Raw genomic sequence first — 17,032 nt, forward strand, 5'->3', positions numbered from 1 at the left:
GGAAGATGCGCACGCACCGGATGCGTGCACATGCTGCGACGATCCACGCGTCGATCGACTCGTGTCCTGTCGGAAGATGCGCACGCACGCACCCGCGCGCACTCGCCTCACTCGTGCCGGTGCTCCGACGCTGGGTCCACCGCCGGCCACACGGGGAACGGGTCCGCCCACCCGCGCCACAGATCCGGCCCGGCCAGCAGCTCCGGCGGCGTGAGCAGCGCCCCGTCGAGGGCCCGTTCGATCGCCCGCACGTCGAGCCGCTCGCCGACGAACCACAGCGCCTGCCCGATCGGGGCGTCGGCGTCCCACGACGGGTTCGCGGTGGGGTCGAGCGCGAGCATCGCCCCGAAGCTCGACCACGAGCCGACGTGGTCCGGGCGTGACGCCAGCCGGAAGAACCCCTTCGAGCGGAGCACCCGGCCCGAGGTCCCGGCGGCCAGGTCCCGCTCGATCACGGTGGCCAGCCGCCCGGGGTGGAACGGCAGCGGCTCCCGGTAGCGCATCGCGACCAGGTCGTCGCGGGCGTCCCGGCCGGTGTCGGCTCCGCTCGACAGGGCGCGCATCCACCCGGCGCCCGAGGCCAGGACCCGAGCGGCTCCGCCGTTCGACGCGGGCAGGTCGCGCGCGGTCCGGAGTGCGGGCAGCGCCACGATCACGGCCTGCGGCGCGAGCCGGTGGAGCAGTGCGACCAGTGCGCGACGGCGGCGCAGGGACAGTGGCGCGAGACGGTCGAGCGCGATGACGGTCGCGTACTCGACGAGGGACGCCACCCGGTCGGCGGCCACGAACGCGTCGTCGACGTCGGACCACAGCAGGTGTGCGACGTCGTCGGCGCGCAGTACCCCGACCACGTGTCGGAGCACCCGGTCGTCACCGGTCTCGCTCCGGGCGGCGTTCGCGAGCATCATGCCCACGGCGCGCGCGTCGGAGCCGGGCTGCAGCGTGACGACGAGGCCGTGGTCGGCGTCGGGGCCGCAGGCGCGGTCGAGGTGGTCGGCCCGCTCGGCGACCGCGCGGGCCGCGGCGAACGCACTCCCGTCCACGTGCATCCGGTGCCCGGTGGTGATCCGGGCGGCGACGCGGTCGGCGTCGGCCTCGTGGAGGGCGGTGACGAGGGTGATGGCAGCAGCACGCATGTCGGGTACCCTACCTGAAAATCGTTCTCAACAAGAGAGCGCCGACGGAGGAGAACCATGAAGGTCCGCAACTCGCTCAAGGCACTGAAGAAGATCCCCGGCTCGCAGGTCGTCCGTCGCCGCGGCCGGGTCTACGTCATCAACAAGCAGAACCCCCGCTGGAACACCCGCCAGGGCTGACGTCGGCGGTGGTCCGTAGGGTGGATCCATGCGACTGCTGCTCATCCGCCACGGCCAGACCCCCGCGAACGTGAACGGTGTCCTCGACGCCGTGGTGCCCGGACCCGGACTGACCGAGCTCGGCCAGCAGCAGGCGGACGCCCTGCCGGCAGCCCTGGCCGACCGGGGGATCGAGCGGCTCTTCGCCTCCACCATGGTCCGGACGCAGATCACCGCGGCACCCCTGGCGGCGTCGCTCGGACTCGAGCCCGTCGTGCTGCCCGGTCTGCGTGAGATCGAGGCCGGGCACACCCAGGGCAAGAGCGACACGGTGTCCGTGCAGCTGTACATCTCGACGGTGCACGGCTGGTCCGGCGGGGACCGCACGACCCGGATGCCCGGGGCGGAGAGCGGGCTCGAGTTCTTCGAGCGGTACGACGACGCCGTGCGGCAGATCGAGGCCACCGGCGTCGGCGTGGCGGCGGCGGTGAGTCACGGCGCGGCGATCCGTACCTGGGCGAGCGCGGCCGCCGACAACACCCCTGACCACTTCGGCACCAAGCGCCACCTGGAGAACACCGGCATCGTCGAGCTCGAGGGGTCCTTCGCCGACGGCTGGCACCTGGTCGACTGGGAGGGCGAGCCGATCGGTGGTGACCAGCTCATCGACCGCACCGCGCTGGACCCGACCGGCGAGCGGTTCTGAAGCGCGATCGCGACCGGGCGAACGGAACGAGACCAGACGAACGACGGGAGGCCCGGTACCAGCTGGTACCGGGCCTCCCGTCCGTTCGTGGTCGCGTCGACTACGCGAGCTGCGACGCCGACGCCTGTGCCGTTGCGGACGCCTGTGCCGTTGCGGACGTCAGCGGCACGATCACGCGGTGCGCCTCTCGCAGCACGTCGAGCGTGCGCTGGACCTCGTCCGCGCGCTCCTCGGGCGTCCAGTCGAGCGCCCCGGCGAGCACGTCGGCCAGCTCGTCGAGCAGGTCGATCGTGACACCTCCGACGAACGCGAGGTTCGTGCGGCGCAGCACCACGTCGACCAGGTGGACGGCCTGCTCGTGCTCGGCGAAGTACGCGACCTCGGCGCGGGTGAGCGACGGGTCGGACTCGAGCGCCTCGACGGGGCCGTCGGTCAGGACGTCCACGACCTCGGCGGCACGGGTGCCGTAGCGCTCCAGCAGGCCTTCGACCAGGGACTCGTCCAGACCGTCACGGTGCGAGGTGATCCACAGGGCGCGCTGCGCGTCGGTGGTCGGGAACTCCTTGCCACCGCCGATCGCCATGCCGGTGGTGTCGACCTTGCGGGTCATCCCGAGCTTCGTGGTGGCCTCGGTCGACAGGTGCGCGGCGAGGGCGCGGAACGTCGTCCACTTGCCGCCGACGAGCGACAGCACGGTCGACTTCGGCAGCCCGGCGATCTGGGTGTCCACGATCCGGTAGTCACGCGACACGAAGCCGGGGGCGGTGTCCTCGTGGCGGGGGAGCGGGCGGATGCCGGAGTAGCTGTAGACGATGTGGTCGCGGGTGACGTCGATCTGCGGGAACACGTGCTTCACGAGCCCGAAGAAGTAGTCGATCTCCTCGTCGGTCGTCGTGACCGGCTTCGAGGGGTCGGCGTCGATGTCGGTCGTGCCGATGAGGACCCGGCCCTTGAGCGGGTAGATGAGGACAATGCGTCCGTCGTCGTTCTCGAAGAACAGCTCGCGGCCCTTGGTGGCCTCGAGCAGCTCGTCGTTCTGGACGACGATGTGGGAGCCCTTCGTGCCGCCCATGAACTTCGTCTCGCCGCCGAACGCCTCGTTCGTCAGGTCGGTCCAGGGGCCGGACGCGTTGACGACGACCTCGGCGGTGAACACGAACTCCTCGCCGGTCTCGCGGTCGCGCAGCAGCACGCCGCCGTCGCGGGTGCCAGCTGCCTCGACGTAGTTCGTCGCGCGGGCGGTCGCGGCGGAGCCGGTTCCGGTGCCCGCGGCGATGCCGTCCTTGAGGACGTCGAGGGCCAGGCGCTCGGGCTCGTGCACGCTCGCGTCGTAGTAGGTGCCCGTGTACTTCAGGTCCTTGTTGAGGGCGGGCATGTCCTCGAGCGCGGCCTTCTTGGTGCGGAAGACGTGCTTCGGGACGGAGCCGCCGTCGCGCGAGAAGGAGTCGTAGATCGTCATGCCGATCTTGATGAGCATCGCGCCGCGCTCCTTGGTGGAGCGCTGCTTGTGCGTCAGCATGCGCAGCGGGGCGTTCATGATGCCGGAGAACGTCGAGAAGATCGGCATCGTCGTCTGCAGCGGCTTGACGTAGTGCGGGGCGATGCGGATGAGGCCGTTGCGCTCCTGGACGCTCTCGCGCACCAGGCGGAACTCGCCGTTCTCGAGGTAGCGGATGCCGCCGTGGATCATGTGGCTCGACGCGGCGGACGCACCGGAGGCGTAGTCGCCGCGCTCGACCAGGGCGACGTCGACGCCCTGCAGCGCGAGGTCGCGGAACGTGGCGATGCCGTTGATGCCGCCGCCGACGACGAGGACCTGCGCGTTCGGGCGCTCGGTGAGGGCGGTCACCGTGTTCCGGGGCTGTGTCTTCTTCGACATGGTTCGTCGCTTCCTTCGTCTGTTCTCGTGGTCAGGATCGATCGTGCGCCGGTTTGGGAGGTCGGGCAACTTGCGTGCACGAACGTGCAGCACACGTGTCGTGCGCTCCGATCCGGGGGCCGGGAGGCACGACAGGGGTTGCAGAGGCCGTGCACGTCCGTGCATGGTTGCGTTCGACAGATCGGAGCACCATGAGCGATGCGGCTCAGCCCATGCGCACGCAGCAGGCGCTGCGCGCCGCCCACCTGTACTACCTGCAGGACCTGACGATGGACGCCATCGCGGACGAACTCGCGACCTCGCGGTCCTCGGTGTCGCGCCTGCTGAAGTACGCCAGGGACACCGGTCTCGTCGACATCCAGATCCGCTCACCCCTCGACCAGGCCGCCGCGCTGAGCCGCAGCATCCGCTCGCGGTTCGGGGTGCACGCGCACGTCGTCCCGGTGCCGGACCACACGAGCGACGTCGACCGCCTGGAACGGGTCGCCCTGTCCGCCGCCCGGATCCTGACGCAGTACGTCGAGTCGAACATGGTGATCGGGATCTCGTGGGGCTCGACGGTGAGCGCGGTCAGCCGGTACCTCGTGCCGAAGACCACGCACGGGTCGACGATCGTGCAGATCAACGGCGCCGCGAACACCCGGACCACGGGCATCGTCTACGCCTCGGAGATCCTGCGGCGGTTCGGCGAGGCGTACGGCGCGTTCGTGCAGCAGTTCCCGGTGCCCGCGTTCTTCGACGACCCCGCCACGAAGGAGGCGCTGTTCCGCGAGCGCTCGATCCGCCGTGTGCTCGACCTGCACGAGCGGATGGACCTGGTCGTGTTCGGTGTCGGCGCCCCGCAGGCCCCGGTGCCGTCGCACGTGTACTCCGGCGGCTACCTCGACCCCGCGGACCGCGACGAGCTGACGAAGGCCCAGGTCGTCGGCGACGTCTCGACCGTGTTCTACCGGGCCGACGGGTCGTGGCGGGACATCGGCGTGAACGCGCGCGCGGGCGGCCCGGACCTCGACACCATCAAGCGCGCTCCGCGTCGGGTCTGCGTCGTCGCGGGCCGGTCGAAGGCCGCGTCGTTGCGGGGTGCGCTGGCGTCCGGGCTCGTCACGGACCTGATCCTGGACGAGAGCGTCGGGCAGGCGATCCTGCAGCCCTGAGTCAGGATGTGACCCGGTTCTGTCGGGGGTGCCGGGTACGTTCTCGGCCATGGTGATCTCGATGGACCGACCGGGCGGCCGGTACTCCCGTCGCGTGGTCGGCACTGACGTCGACCAGGCGCTCGCGTTCTTCGGGCGCGACTACGACTTCCGGGCACCCGCGGTCCGGCGCACCCGCCCCACCGCGCACTGGGACTTCGCCGGCGTCGGCGACGACCGGATGTCGCTGCGGTCGTCGCGGTTCATGGTCGACCTGCGCAGCGAGAGCCAGGTCGACGACGAGTTCCTGGTGGCCTGGATGCGGAGCGGTTCCAGCCGGATCACCTGCGGCGGCGACACCTGGGCGCTCGAAGCCGGCGTGCCCGTCGTGCTGCCGTTCGCCGAGCCGTACTCCCTGCACCACCGCGACATCGCGCTGAACCTCGTGCACCTGGACCGCGACTTCGTCCGGGCGATCGTCGGCGAGGACGACTTCGCCTTCGAGCCGATGCAGCGCCCGACGGCTGCGGGCACGGCCGCGTGGCAGGACGTGGTCCGGACGCACTCGTCGACGTGGCTCAACGTCGACCACGACCTCGACCCGATCGCGCAGCGCGACATCGCCGAGGCCTTCGCGACCGCTGCGATCCGCGCGTTCCCGCAGCGCGATCGCTGGCGCTCGACCGTGGCCGGCGGCGGTCCGGAGCACGGCCGCGTCCGCCGGGCGCTCGACTTCGTGCACGAGCACGCCCGCGAACCCATCGGCACACCCGAGATCGCCGCGGCGGCGGGGCTCAGCCCGCGCGGGCTGCAGCAGTCCCTGCGACGGCACCTCGACCAGACGCCCGGCGACCTGCTGCGCGAGGTGCGGCTCGACGGTGCGCGGGCGGACCTGCTCGGGGGTGCGCGCGACGAGACCTCGGTCGCCGAGATCGCCCGGTCGTGGGGCTTCGGGCACCTCGGGCGGTTCTCGGCGACGTACCGTGCCCGCTTCGGCGAGCTGCCGAGCGAGTCGCTCCGTACGCGCTGACCGCCGTGGGGGCACCGAGCCGGGGAGTCCACCCGGCGGCGGTAGCGTGACGACATGGACACCGTCGTCACCGAGCTCCGCTCCGCCCTGCACGACCCCGACGGCACCGTCGTCCGGACCGAACCGGGCGTGCTCGACGCCGCGCGGACCGACAAGTCCGGCTGGATCGCACCCGGCGGTCCGGTCGCCGTCGTCGAGGCCCGCACCGTCGAACACGTGCAGGCGACGCTCCGGACCTGCTCGGCCCTGGGCGTCCCCGTCGTCCCGCGCGGCGCCGGCACCGGTCTGGCGGGTGGCGCGAACGGCACCGAGGGCACGGTGGTGCTCAGCGTCGCGCGGATGGACCGCATCGTCGAGGTGTCCGTCGAGGACGAACTCGCCGTCGTCGAACCCGGGGTGCTCAACGGTGCGCTGAACGCCGCCGTCGCCGAGCACGGGCTGCGCTTCGCACCGGACCCCGCGAGTGCGGCGATCGCGAGCGTCGGCGGGAACATCGCCACGAACGCCGGTGGTCTGCGGTGCGTGAAGTACGGCGTCACGCGCGAGGCCGTACTCGGACTCGACGTCGTGCTGGCGGACGGTCGGCTCGTGTCGACCGGCCACCGCACCGTGAAGGGGGTGACCGGCCTCGACCTGACGGCGTTGCTCGTCGGGTCCGAGGGCACGCTCGGCGTCATCGTCGGCGCCACGGTCCGACTCGTCCCGATCCCGGCGGGGGAGCCCGCGACCCTCGGGGCCGTCTACCCGTCCGTGCAGCAGGCGGCGGCCGCGGCAGCGGCCGTCGTGGCGGGAGCGGATCGGCCGTCGACGGTCGAGCTGCTGGACGTCCTCGCCCTCGAGGGGATCGCGGCGTACCTGGGACCCGAGGTGATCGTGGAGACGGTGGGGAGCACCGCGGCGGGCGGGGTCTTCCTGCTCGTGGAGTTCGACGGCCCGGGCGCGACCGAGGCCGCGCTGGGAGCCGTGCCGCGCCTCCAGGCCGAGGGCGGGACCGTGCACCTGGCCGGGTCGGCGGCGGAACGCGAGCGCCTGCTGACGATCCGTCGGTCCTTCCACGCCGCGATGGAGTCGCGAGGCCGGGTGCTCATCGAGGACGTCGCGGTGCCGCGCAGCCGGCTCGCCGAGATGTTCGCCCGTGTCGAGGCCATCGGCCGCGAACACGGCGTCCCGATCCCGACCGTGGCGCACGCCGGTGACGGCAACCTGCACCCGAACTTCGTCTTCGACGGCGACGAGGTGCCGGCTCAGGTCTGGGACGCCGCTGATGCGATGTTCCGTGCCGCGATCGAGTTGGGCGGCACCCTGACGGGCGAGCACGGCGTGGGGGTGTTGAAGCGTCGGTGGATCGGTGACGAGCTCGGGGACGACGTGCTCGAGCTGCAGCGGGGGATCCGACGGGTGTTCGACCCGGCAGGCATCCTGAACCCGGGCAAGGTCTTCTGAGCGGCTGATCGCCGAATCTCATCGCACGGATGCGCCGTGTGTCGTCAGGATCTTCGGCCGTAACGTCACCGCAACGAATCCGGCGCTGAATGGTGTGGACGAGAGCACCACCCACGAAGGAGTCTGCGATGCGCATCGGCGTCCCCACCGAGATCAAGAACAACGAGTACCGCGTGGCGGCCACCCCGGCGGGTGTCGCGGAGCTGGCGCTGCACGGCCACCAGGTCCTGGTGCAGGCCGGCGCCGGCACCGGGTCGGCGTTCCCCGACGACGAGTACCGCACCGCGGGCGCCGAGATCGTCGACACCGCCGCCGAGGTCTGGGCGCGCGCCGAGCTGATCCTGAAGGTCAAGGAGCCGGTGGCGTCCGAGTACCCGCTCATCCGTCCGGGACAGGTGCTCTTCACGTACCTGCACCTGGCGGCCGACCGCCCGCTGACCGATGCACTCATCGACTCCGGGGCCACCGCGATCGCCTACGAGACCGTGCAGCTGCCGGACCGCTCGCTGCCCCTGCTGTCGCCGATGTCCGAGGTCGCCGGACGGCTGTCCGCCCAGGTCGGCGCCTACAACCTGATGCGCACGAACGGCGGACGCGGACTGCTGCTCGGTGGGGTGCCCGGCACGCCGAAGGGCCGCGTCGTCGTGATCGGCGGCGGGGTCGCGGGCGAGCACGCGGCGACGATGGCGCTCGGCATGGGGGCCGACGTGACGGTCTTCGACATCAGCCTGCCCCGGCTGCGCGCGCTCGACGCCCGGTTCGACGGGCGGATCACGACGCTGCGGTCGTCGGCGCACGCCATCGCGGAAGCCCTGCGGGACGCCGACCTGGTGATCGGTTCCGTGCTCATCCCCGGGGCGTCCGCGCCGAAGCTCGTCACCGATGCCATGGTCGCGGACATGCGGCCGGGATCGGTGCTCGTCGACATCGCGATCGACCAGGGCGGCTGCTTCGAGGGCTCGCACCCGACCACCCACGACGACCCGACGTTCGCGGTGCACGACACCGTGTACTACTGCGTGGCGAACATGCCCGGTGCCGTCCCGCGCACGAGCACGATCTCGCTGACGAACGCGACGCTGCCGTACGCCGTCGCGATCGCCGACCGCGGGTGGGAGGCCGCGCTGGCCGCCGACCCGTCGCTCGCCCTCGGCCTGAACGTGCACGCCGGCGAGGTCACGAACGAGGCCGTGGCGTCCGCGCACGGGCTCGTGGCGTCCGCGCGGTAGGCCCCGGCCGCCTGCGGGCCCGGCGCTGGCGCGCGTTGTTTCGCGCTCAGCGACAGTTCACGCAGCCTCGCGGCCGTGAACTGTCGCTGAGCGCGAATGTTGGCTAGGCCGTGCGCGCCGCCAAGCCACGCGCGCCGGACCAACCCGCACGCGCCCGCACGGCGACCGTCACCACCACGACCGCGGCGGCTGCGACCACCGCGGCCACGGCGGTCGGCGTCGACACCAGCGGACCGTCGAGCCGCGCGACCGCCACCCAGGCCAGCCCCCAGGCCAGGGAGAGCATCGGCGCCAGGCGACCCCGACCCCACACCGCCAGCAGCAGCCCGACGAGCCCGGCCACCGCTGCGACGAGCACACCCCACACGTCCTGCCCGAGGTCGAAGCCCCGGAAGCCCGCTGCCGTCAGCACCGCGGCCGTGTTCGCCGCCGTCGCGACGCACACCCACCCGAGGTAGAGGCCGAACGTGCCGTCGGTGACGATCGCCTCGACGACGCCGGAGGGCTTCGTCCGCCGCAGGATCGTGAACGTCCAGACCAGCACCGCGAGCAGGGCCACGATGATCGGCTCGCTCGCCCACAGGAACCCGAACTGCACCGACAGGATCCACGCCGCGTTGAGCAGCAGGGACAGGATCGCCGGCACCGCCAGCTTCGCGTGCCGGTCATCGTCCGACGTGCGGAAGAGCTGGCGGATGGCGTAGGCGATGAGGCCGACGTAGACGACGCTCCAGATCGAGAACGCCGGGCCGTCCGGTGCGATGGCGGTCGACGACGCCGACAGCGCTCCGCCGGCAGCGTCCTGGATCGGTGTCCCGCCGGCGGCGCCGGACCCGACGAACGCCCCGACCACCGCGACGACGGCACTCACGGCGACCGCGATGCGCTTCCAGATCCTCTTCATGACCGTTCCCTTCGTCAGCATGCTGATGACCTGCACCGTAGGCGGGCGGTCCTGTCGGGCGCGCAGCGTGCGTTCAGCCTGTGGGGGACGGCGGACTGGAGGCCCGTGGCGGGCCCGCCACGGGCCTCCCGTCCGAAAGCCGGTCACCTGCGTACGGTGGTCGCGTGAGCGTCGAGATGAACACCGTGTACGTCGACCGGATCGCCCCGATGGCGAGTCCGTCGCTGGACGACACCTTCCGGATGCTCGACGAGCAGGGCGCGAGCGCGTGCATCGTGCTGTACCAACCGGACGCGCAGGAGCTCGGCGACGTCGCGGTCGCGCTCGGCCTGCACGAGCTCGCGGTCGAGGACTCCGCCGAGGGGCACCAGCGACCGAAGCTCGAGCGGTACGGCTCGACGCTCTTCGTGGTCCTCAAGCCCGCGCTCTACAACGACGGGCAGGAAGAGGTGGCGTTCGGCGAGGTGCACGCCTTCGTCGGAGAGAACTTCTTCCTCGTCGTGGTGAAGGCCGACCCGCGCGGCAAGCCGACCGTCCCGCGAGCGCTGCAGCGGATGAGCGGCAAGCCCGGCCTGGTGACGGTCGGACCGCAGGCGCAGCTCTGGGCGCTCATGGACACGATCGTCGACGGCTACGTGCCGGTGATCGACGGGCTGGAAGAGGACATCAACCAGATCGAGGACCAGCTGTTCGCGGGCGAGGCCGGGGTCTCGCGGCGCATCTACGAACTGTTCGGCGAGGTCGTCGACTTCCAGCGTGCGGCCCGCCCACTCATCCACATCATCGAGAACCTGCACCGCGGCGCCGAGAAGTACCACCTGCCGATCGAGATGCAGCGCCGGTTCCGCGACGTCCTCGACCACGCCATCCGCACGGTGGAGCGGTTGGACACGTTCCGGCAGCTGCTGCAGAACGCCCTGACCGTCGACTCGACGTTGGCGGCGCAGAAGCAGAACGACGACACGAAGCGGATCTCCGGCTGGGCGGCGATCCTGTTCGCCCCGACGCTCATCGCCGCCATCTACGGCATGAACTTCACGCACATGCCCGAGCTGACGTGGACCTGGGGCTACCCGCTGTCGATCGTCGGGATGGTCCTGTTCGCCGCGATCCTGTGGGTCGTGTTCAAGGTCAAGCGCTGGTTCTGAGGAAGACTGGGGCCGTGACCTCGTACGACCTCGTCCACCTGACCGCCGGGGGCGTCTCCCTCGTCCTCGACTGCCGTGACCACGCGCTGCCCGCGGTGGTGCACTGGGGAGCAGCCCTCGGGCCACTCGACGACGACGCGCTCGTCGCACTCGCCGACGCGGACGTCGCCCCCGTGGCCCAGAACGAGATGGACGATCCCGTCCGTGTCGCCGTGCTGCCCGAGCCGAACCGCGGGTGGAGCGGACGACCCGGCCTGGCCGGACACCGCGACGGCCACGACTGGTCGCCGGCGTTCACCGTGCGGTCGCTCGACGTGACCGACACGACCGTCAGGGCCGAGGCTGCCGACGACACCGCGGGGCTCGCGGTCCGCGTGACGATCGAGGTGCTCGGCTCCGGACTCGTCCGTGCCCGGGCTGCCGTCACGAACACCGCCGACGGCGTCTACACGGTGGACGACCTGACGGTGGCGATGCCGATCCCGTCCGGGGCGCGCGAGGTCCTGGACTTCGCCGGTCGATGGGGCAAGGAACGCACCCCGCAGCGCCGCGAGCTCGTCGTCGGCACCCACCAGCGCGAGAGCCGGAAGGGCCGGACCGGTGCCGACGCCGCGACCGTCCTGACGGTGGGGGAGCCCGGCTTCGGCTTCGCCCGCGGTCAGGTGTGGGGCGTGCACACCGGTTGGAGCGGGAACCACCGGCACCACGCCGAACGCCTGTCGACCGGGCGCCAGGTGATCGGCGGCGGCGAACTGCTGCTGCCGGGCGAGGTCCGGCTCGGCACGGGCGAGACGTACGAGGGGCCGTGGGTGTGGTTCGCCCACGGTGACGGGCTCGATGACCAGGCCCGACGCTTCCACCAGTGGCTCCGGAGCCGGCCGCAGCACCCGACGACGCCGCGACCGACGACGATCAACGTCTGGGAGGCCGTGTACTTCGACCACGACCTCGCCCGGCTGACCGACCTGGCGGAGCGCGCCGCGGCCCTCGGGGTCGAGCGGTACGTGCTCGACGACGGGTGGTTCCGCGGCCGCCGGAACGACCACCTCGGGCTCGGCGACTGGTACGTCGACGAGGACGTCTGGCCCGACGGGCTCGGGCCGATCGTGGACCGTGTCCGGGCCCTCGGCATGGAGTTCGGCCTGTGGTTCGAACCCGAGATGGTGAACGAGGACAGCGACCTCGCCCGCGCCCACCCGGAGTGGATCATGCAGGCGGACGGCCGACTGCCGATGCGGTCCCGCGACCAGCAGGTGCTCGACCTGGCGATCCCCGAGGCGTACGAGTACGTGCTCGAGCGGATGACGGCGATCATCGGCGAGTACGGCATCGAGTACGTCAAGTGGGACCACAACCGCGACCTTGTGGAGGCCGGGTTCCCCGGTGCCGGCGCGGCGGTGCACGAGCAGACCCTGGCGACGTACCGGCTGATGGCGACCCTGAAGGCACGCTTCCCGACGCTCGAGATCGAGTCGTGCGCGTCGGGTGGCGCCCGGGTCGACCTCGGCGTGATCGAGCACACCGACCGCGTCTGGGTGTCCGACGACATCGACCCCCTCGAGCGGCAGCAGATGCACCGGTGGACGCAGCAGCTCCTGCCCCCGGAACTCCTCGGCGCGCACATCGCGAGCGGCAGGAACCACTCGACGGGCCGCGTGCACGACCTGGCCTTCCGGGCCGGCACCGCGCTCGTCGGGCACCTGGGCATCGAGTGGGACCTCACCGAGGCGACGGCGGAGGAGTCGGCGTCGCTGGCGGAGTGGATCGCGCTGTACAAGGAGCTGCGCGGGCTGCTGCACGGCGGCGACCTGGTGCGGATGGACGAGGTCGACGACTCCCGGCTCGTGTACGGCACGGTCACGCCGGACCGGCAGCAGGCCGTCTTCTTCCTGGCGAGCATCGGGCGGTCTGAGGTGTCCGGCACCGGTCGGGTCACCTTCCGCGACCTCGACCCGGACGTCTCGTACCGCGTCGACCCGATCGTGGTCGGTGACGGGCACGGGATCGTCCGGCCGGACTGGTGGAGCGGCGCACGGGTGTTCAGCGGTCGGGTGCTCGTCGCGGTCGGCCTGCACCCGCCGCTCATGCCCGCCGACTGCGTGGTCCCGTTCCGTCTGACGGCCGTCTGACGGCAGGTGGGACGACCGGGAGGCCCGGTGCCGGTGATCGGAGCCGCTAGGGTTTCCGACATGCCGCGCTCCGGACACGCGACCCCCGTCTGGGCGCTCAAGCTCGCCGTCGTCACCGCCCTGGTGGGCGTCTCCGGCGGCATCGCCGGCATCGCCGTGTGGCTCGCGCTGCAGCTCATCCAGTTCGTGGCCTTCGGGTACGGCTTCGGTGGGCACCTCGAGGCGGCGGACGCACCGTCGGCGCTGAACCGGTTCCTCGCCCTCGTGGCCGCCGGTGTCCTGACGGGCTTCGCCTGGTGGGCGCTCCGGCGCTGGGGGCGTCCGATCGTGTCGGTCACCGCGGCGGTCGGCGGCAAGCGGATGCCCGCACTCGCGACCCTGGCGAACGCCGGCGTGCAGATCCTGGCGGTCGGGCTCGGCGCCTCGATCGGCAAGGAGGTCGCCCCGCGCGAGGTCGGCGCCTGGCTCTCCCAACTCGTCACCCGTCGTGCCGGTCTCACCCCGCGCGAGACGAAGATCCTGGTCGCCTGCGGAGCGGCAGCGGGCCTCGCCGCGGTGTACGACGTCCCGCTCGGCGGTGCGCTCTTCGCCGTCGAGGTCCTGCTGGGCGAGATCAGCTTCGCCACGGCCCTGCCCGCGTTCGCCACGAGTGCGGTCGCCGCGTTCGTCGCCCGGCTCGTGATCCCGGACGAGGTGCTCTACCACGTGCCGGCGATGCACATGTCGCCGTCGCTGCTCGTCTGGGCGATCATCGTCGGGCCCGTCCTCGGCCTGGCGGGCGTCGGGTTCGTGAAGCTCACCAACCGGCTGCAGGGCATCGCGCCCAAGGGCTGGCACCTGCTCGTCGTGCTGCCGGTGGTGTTCGCCATGGTCGGGCTCATCGCGGTGCCGTTCCCGGAGATCCTCGGCAACGGGCGGGCGCTGGGCCTCGTCGCGATGAACGCCTCGCTCGACGACGACACCGTCGCCGGCCTGGCGCCGATCGTGCTGCTCCTGCTGCTCGGCGTCGTCCGCACGATCACCACGTCGGCCACGATCGGTGCCGGCGCGGTCGGCGGCACCCTGACACCATCGATCGCGATCGGTTCGGCGATCGGCGGCGGCCTCGGGGGCGCGTGGCTCCTGCTCTGGCCGGCTGACGGCCCGGGCCTGGCGGCCTTCGCGTTCGTCGGCGCCGCGGCGTTCCTGGCGACCACGATGCGGGCCCCGTTCACGGCGCTCGTCCTGGTGGTCGAGTTCACGCAGGAGGGCACCGACATCCTCATCCCGTCGCTGCTCGCGGTGTCCGGGGCGGTCGCGGTCGGGTACGTCCTGGCACGTCGACGCAGCGCCCAGATGGTGTGAACACTTCGTCACGTTCCGGGACAGACGACGGTTCTGCGGCCTACGATCTGCGGCATGACGGAGCGACGGGCTCCGCACCGAGCTGAGGAGCAGGCCATGGCGGGGTTCGACGACATCACGAAGAAGGCCCAGGACTTCCTGAAGGACAACAAGGTCCAGGACGCCCTGAAGAGCGAGAAGGCCGAGGACATCAGCGACAAGGTCCTCGGGGGCGTCGCCGACGCGGTCAAGAAGGCCACCGGCGGCAAGTACGACGACAAGATCGACGGTGCCCGCGACGCTGCGGACAAGAAGATCGGCAACGAGTAGCCCCACCGTGCGACGGCCCAGGACCCGGCGTGGTCCTGGGCCGTTCCCGCGCCGACTGGACGCCGTCGGGAACAACGGCCACCATTGACGGGTTGCTCCGGACAGCAACACCAGGAGGACGAGACGTGACAGTCGTGGCGCCGAACCAGCCGCTCACCGAGGCCGAGGTCGAGACGATCAAGTCGGACTTCCCGATCCTCGCGCAGGACGTGAACGGGCAACCGTTGGCGTACCTGGACTCCGGGGCGACGGCGGAACGCCCGACCCAGGTCCTCGACGCCGAACGCCGGTTCCTCGAGCACGACAACGCCGCCGTCCACCGCGGGGCGCACACGCTCGCGGCGCTGAGCACCGATGCCTACGAGGACGCCCGTGCCACCGTCGCCGACTTCATCGGCGCTGCCGGTCCGAGCGAGGTCGTCTGGACCGCGAACGCCACCGACGCCCTCAACCTCGTCGCCTACGGCATCGCGAACGCCAGCCGTGGCCGCGGCGGGGTCGACTCCGCTCGCTTCCGCATCGGACCGGGCGACGAGATCCTGGTCACCGAGGCCGAGCACCACGCGAACCTCGTGCCGTGGCAGGAACTCGCCGCGCTGACCGGCGCGACGCTCCGCTGGGTCCCGGTCGCCGCCGACGGCACCTGGACCGCCGAGGACGCCGCGGCCCTGATCACCGACCACACCAAGGTCGTCGCGTTCGCGCACGTCTCGAACGTCACCGGCATGGTCGCCCCCGTCGAGCAGATCGTCGGTCTCGCCCACGCCCGCGGCGCACTGGTCGTCCTCGACGCCTGCCAGTCCGCGCCGCACCGGCCGCTCGACGTGCAGGAGCTCGGCGTCGACTTCGCCGCGTTCTCCGGGCACAAGATGCTCGGCCCGAACGGCATCGGCGTGCTCTGGGGCCGCAGCGAGCTGTTGAACGCGCTGCCTCCGTTCCGCACCGGCGGGTCCATGATCACCACCGTGACCATGGAGGCGTCGGAGTTCATGCCGGCACCCGAGCGGTTCGAGGCCGGCACGCAGCCCGTCTCGCAGGCCGTCGCCCTGGCCGAGGCCGTCCGCTACCTGCAGGGCATCGGCATGGAGCGTGTCCGCGCGCACGAGGAGCACCTCGCCCGGCGCATGCTCGACGGCCTGGCCGCCGTCCCCGGCATCCGCGTGGTCGGTCCGCCGGTCGGCGTCCCGCGATCGGGCCTGGTGTCGTTCGACGTCGACGGTGTGCACGCCCACGACGTGTCGCAGTACCTCGACGCGCAGGGCATCGCCGTCCGCTCGGGGCACCACTGCGCCCAACCCCTGCACCGCCGACTCGGCCTGGTCGCCACCAGCCGCGCGAGCACCTACGTCTACACGACCGAGCACGACGTGGACCGGTTCATCGCGGCCGTCGGCGAGGTCCGCGGCTACTTCGGAGCGACCGTATGAACTCCCTCGACAGCCTGTACCAGCAGGTCATCCTCGACCACGCCAAGGCCCGGCACGGCGACGGCGACCTGCCCGACGCCGACGCCTCGCACTTCGAGCGCAACCCCACGTGCGGCGACGAGATCACCGTCCGCATCCGTCTCGAACCGGGCACCGACCGCATCGCCGGTCTCGCCTGGCAGGGCGACGGCTGCTCGATCTCGATGGCCTCGGCATCGGTCCTCACCGACATGGCCGTGGGCCGCACGGTCCCGGAGCTCCTCGCACTGACCGACGAGTTCCGCACGATGATGCGCTCCCGCGGCATCGGCGAGCCCGACGAGGACGTCCTCGAGGACCTCATCGCCTTCCACGGCGTCTCGAAGTTCGTCATGCGGGTCAAGTGCGGCATGCTCGCCTGGGTCGCGGCGGAAGCCGCTGCGCGTGAGGCGACGGCGTCCCGCTGAGCCGGGTGCGGCTCGCGATCGCGACCACGTGACGGCCAGGAGGCCCGGTGCGGGCCCGCCCCGCGCCTCCCGTCCGCAGCTGGTCGCCGACCGAGCCCCGAACGGCTTGAACGGTGTGCTTGTCGGAGGGGCGCGATGATCTTCGAGACGGAGCGACCCGGCGCAGGCCGGGCCGACGCGATCGTGCGGGACTACCTGACCGAGGTCGCGTCGCGGTGGTACGGGCGGGCGGCGACCTCGGCCGAGGTCGACCGCGCGATGCTCGACGAGCCCTTCGACGACCTGCAAGGGGACTCCGGGCTGTTCGTCGTCGCCTCGGACGGGGGAGCGGTGGTCGGGTGTGCCGGCGTGCGTTTCGTGGGTGTCGTCGGTGAGCTGACGAAGGTGTTCACGCTGCCGGATCGCCGCGGTCGGGGTGTCGGTTCGGCGCTCCTGCGACACGTCGAGGAGGTCTGCCGGGTACGCGGGATCACGTTGCTGCGGCTCGACACCCGGGCCGAGCTCGCCGAGGCCTGCGCGCTCTACGAACGGCTCGGCTTCGTGCGGGTGGCACCGTTCAACGACGACCCGTACTCCGACCGCTGGTACGCGAAGGTGCTGTAGGCCCGGC

At 71.8% G+C, this 17,032-nt stretch carries 15 protein-coding genes and 1 pseudogene; 13 read left to right on the forward strand and 3 right to left on the reverse strand.

The annotated features are described in order from the left end of the window. Nucleotides 1-107 precede the first annotated feature (107 nt). Complete coding sequence (locus tag EDF53_RS01920) at nt 108-1,136, reverse strand: GTP-binding protein (protein ID WP_123291988.1); 1,029 nt, start codon at nt 1,134-1,136, stop codon at nt 108-110. A gap of 57 nt (nt 1,137-1,193) precedes the next feature. Here EDF53_RS01920 and ykgO point away from each other — a divergent pair, with 57 nt between their 5' ends. Together ykgO and EDF53_RS01930 are read left to right on the forward strand one after the other, a co-directional pair. Beyond that, complete coding sequence (ykgO, locus tag EDF53_RS01925) at nt 1,194-1,316, forward strand: type B 50S ribosomal protein L36 (protein ID WP_022905672.1); 123 nt, start codon at nt 1,194-1,196, stop codon at nt 1,314-1,316. 28 nt (nt 1,317-1,344) lie between these two features. Further along, nucleotides 1,345-2,001: a histidine phosphatase family protein gene (locus tag EDF53_RS01930; protein ID WP_123291989.1), complete on the forward strand. Its 657-nt coding sequence runs from the start codon at nt 1,345-1,347 to the stop codon at nt 1,999-2,001. A gap of 100 nt (nt 2,002-2,101) precedes the next feature. Here the strand turns inward: EDF53_RS01930 and EDF53_RS01935 are convergent, their stop codons facing one another. Next, the gene (locus EDF53_RS01935) at nt 2,102-3,880 is read right to left on the reverse strand and encodes a glycerol-3-phosphate dehydrogenase/oxidase (protein ID WP_123291990.1); all 1,779 of its coding nucleotides are present in this window, start codon (nt 3,878-3,880) and stop codon (nt 2,102-2,104) included. A 212-nt stretch (nt 3,881-4,092) separates the two neighbouring features. Here EDF53_RS01935 and EDF53_RS01940 point away from each other — a divergent pair, with 212 nt between their 5' ends. From EDF53_RS01940 to ald, 4 genes are all read left to right on the forward strand, one after another. Then, on the forward strand, nt 4,093-5,034 hold the full coding sequence (locus tag EDF53_RS01940) for a sugar-binding transcriptional regulator (protein WP_123291991.1): 942 nt from the start codon (nt 4,093-4,095) through the stop codon (nt 5,032-5,034). 49 nt (nt 5,035-5,083) lie between these two features. Next, on the forward strand, nt 5,084-6,043 hold the full coding sequence (locus EDF53_RS01945; protein ID WP_123291992.1) for an AraC family transcriptional regulator: 960 nt from the start codon (nt 5,084-5,086) through the stop codon (nt 6,041-6,043). Nucleotides 6,044-6,097: 54 nt separating this feature from the next. After that, complete coding sequence (locus EDF53_RS01950; protein WP_123291993.1) at nt 6,098-7,486, forward strand: FAD-binding oxidoreductase; 1,389 nt, start codon at nt 6,098-6,100, stop codon at nt 7,484-7,486. 128 nt (nt 7,487-7,614) lie between these two features. Then, complete coding sequence (gene ald / locus EDF53_RS01955) at nt 7,615-8,715, forward strand: alanine dehydrogenase (protein WP_123291994.1); 1,101 nt, start codon at nt 7,615-7,617, stop codon at nt 8,713-8,715. Between the two features lie 103 nt (nt 8,716-8,818). On the opposite strand, the gene EDF53_RS01960 is transcribed toward ald, so the two are convergent. Beyond that, nucleotides 8,819-9,619, reverse strand: coding sequence for a tryptophan-rich sensory protein (locus EDF53_RS01960; protein ID WP_123292320.1), 801 nt, complete (start codon nt 9,617-9,619; stop codon nt 8,819-8,821). Between the two features lie 164 nt (nt 9,620-9,783). On the opposite strand from EDF53_RS01960, the gene EDF53_RS01965 reads away from it, so the two are divergent. The 7 genes and pseudogenes from EDF53_RS01965 to EDF53_RS01995 all read left to right on the forward strand — a co-directional run. Continuing rightward, nucleotides 9,784-10,767: a magnesium and cobalt transport protein CorA gene (locus EDF53_RS01965; RefSeq protein ID WP_260215179.1), complete on the forward strand. Its 984-nt coding sequence runs from the start codon at nt 9,784-9,786 to the stop codon at nt 10,765-10,767. 14 nt (nt 10,768-10,781) lie between these two features. Next, entirely contained in the window at nt 10,782-12,896 is a 2,115-nt protein-coding gene (locus EDF53_RS01970; protein WP_185020905.1) for an alpha-galactosidase, read from the forward strand. A gap of 60 nt (nt 12,897-12,956) precedes the next feature. After that, on the forward strand, nt 12,957-14,240 hold the full coding sequence (locus tag EDF53_RS01975; protein WP_123291995.1) for a chloride channel protein: 1,284 nt from the start codon (nt 12,957-12,959) through the stop codon (nt 14,238-14,240). Nucleotides 14,241-14,294: 54 nt separating this feature from the next. Further along, entirely contained in the window at nt 14,295-14,549 is a 255-nt protein-coding gene (locus tag EDF53_RS01980) for an antitoxin (protein ID WP_374102075.1), read from the forward strand. A gap of 134 nt (nt 14,550-14,683) precedes the next feature. Beyond that, entirely contained in the window at nt 14,684-15,976 is a 1,293-nt protein-coding gene (locus EDF53_RS01985; RefSeq protein ID WP_123291996.1) for an aminotransferase class V-fold PLP-dependent enzyme, read from the forward strand. After that, nucleotides 15,973-16,422 (forward strand): Fe-S cluster assembly sulfur transfer protein SufU, encoded by a 450-nt coding sequence (gene sufU, locus EDF53_RS01990; RefSeq protein WP_123291997.1) that lies wholly within the window; start codon nt 15,973-15,975, stop codon nt 16,420-16,422. The genes EDF53_RS01985 and sufU overlap by 4 nt, the downstream gene beginning before the upstream one ends. Before the next feature lie 129 nt (nt 16,423-16,551). Continuing rightward, a pseudogene (locus EDF53_RS01995) lies at nt 16,552-17,025 on the forward strand (GNAT family N-acetyltransferase); the annotation flags it as partial. Nucleotides 17,026-17,032: the final 7 nt, after the last annotated feature.

It is taken from the genome of Curtobacterium sp. PhB78 (genome assembly GCF_003751685.1).
GTDB lineage: Bacteria > Actinomycetota > Actinomycetes > Actinomycetales > Microbacteriaceae > Curtobacterium.

Bases quoted from the DNA above. Each gene is read 5' to 3' on its own strand.
- EDF53_RS01920 (WP_123291988.1), bottom strand. From the start codon at position 1,136: ATGCGTGCTGCTGCCATCACCCTCGTCACCGCCCTCCACGAGGCCGAC.
- ykgO (WP_022905672.1), top strand. From the start codon at position 1,194: ATGAAGGTCCGCAACTCGCTCAAGGCACTGAAGAAGATCCCCGGCTCG.
- EDF53_RS01930 (WP_123291989.1), top strand. From the start codon at position 1,345: ATGCGACTGCTGCTCATCCGCCACGGCCAGACCCCCGCGAACGTGAAC.
- EDF53_RS01935 (WP_123291990.1), bottom strand. From the start codon at position 3,880: ATGTCGAAGAAGACACAGCCCCGGAACACGGTGACCGCCCTCACCGAG.
- EDF53_RS01940 (WP_123291991.1), top strand. From the start codon at position 4,093: ATGCGCACGCAGCAGGCGCTGCGCGCCGCCCACCTGTACTACCTGCAG.
- EDF53_RS01945 (WP_123291992.1), top strand. From the start codon at position 5,084: ATGGTGATCTCGATGGACCGACCGGGCGGCCGGTACTCCCGTCGCGTG.
- EDF53_RS01950 (WP_123291993.1), top strand. From the start codon at position 6,098: ATGGACACCGTCGTCACCGAGCTCCGCTCCGCCCTGCACGACCCCGAC.
- ald (WP_123291994.1), top strand. From the start codon at position 7,615: ATGCGCATCGGCGTCCCCACCGAGATCAAGAACAACGAGTACCGCGTG.
- EDF53_RS01960 (WP_123292320.1), bottom strand. From the start codon at position 9,619: ATGAAGAGGATCTGGAAGCGCATCGCGGTCGCCGTGAGTGCCGTCGTC.
- EDF53_RS01975 (WP_123291995.1), top strand. From the start codon at position 12,957: ATGCCGCGCTCCGGACACGCGACCCCCGTCTGGGCGCTCAAGCTCGCC.
- EDF53_RS01980 (WP_374102075.1), top strand. From the start codon at position 14,295: ATGACGGAGCGACGGGCTCCGCACCGAGCTGAGGAGCAGGCCATGGCG.
- sufU (WP_123291997.1), top strand. From the start codon at position 15,973: ATGAACTCCCTCGACAGCCTGTACCAGCAGGTCATCCTCGACCACGCC.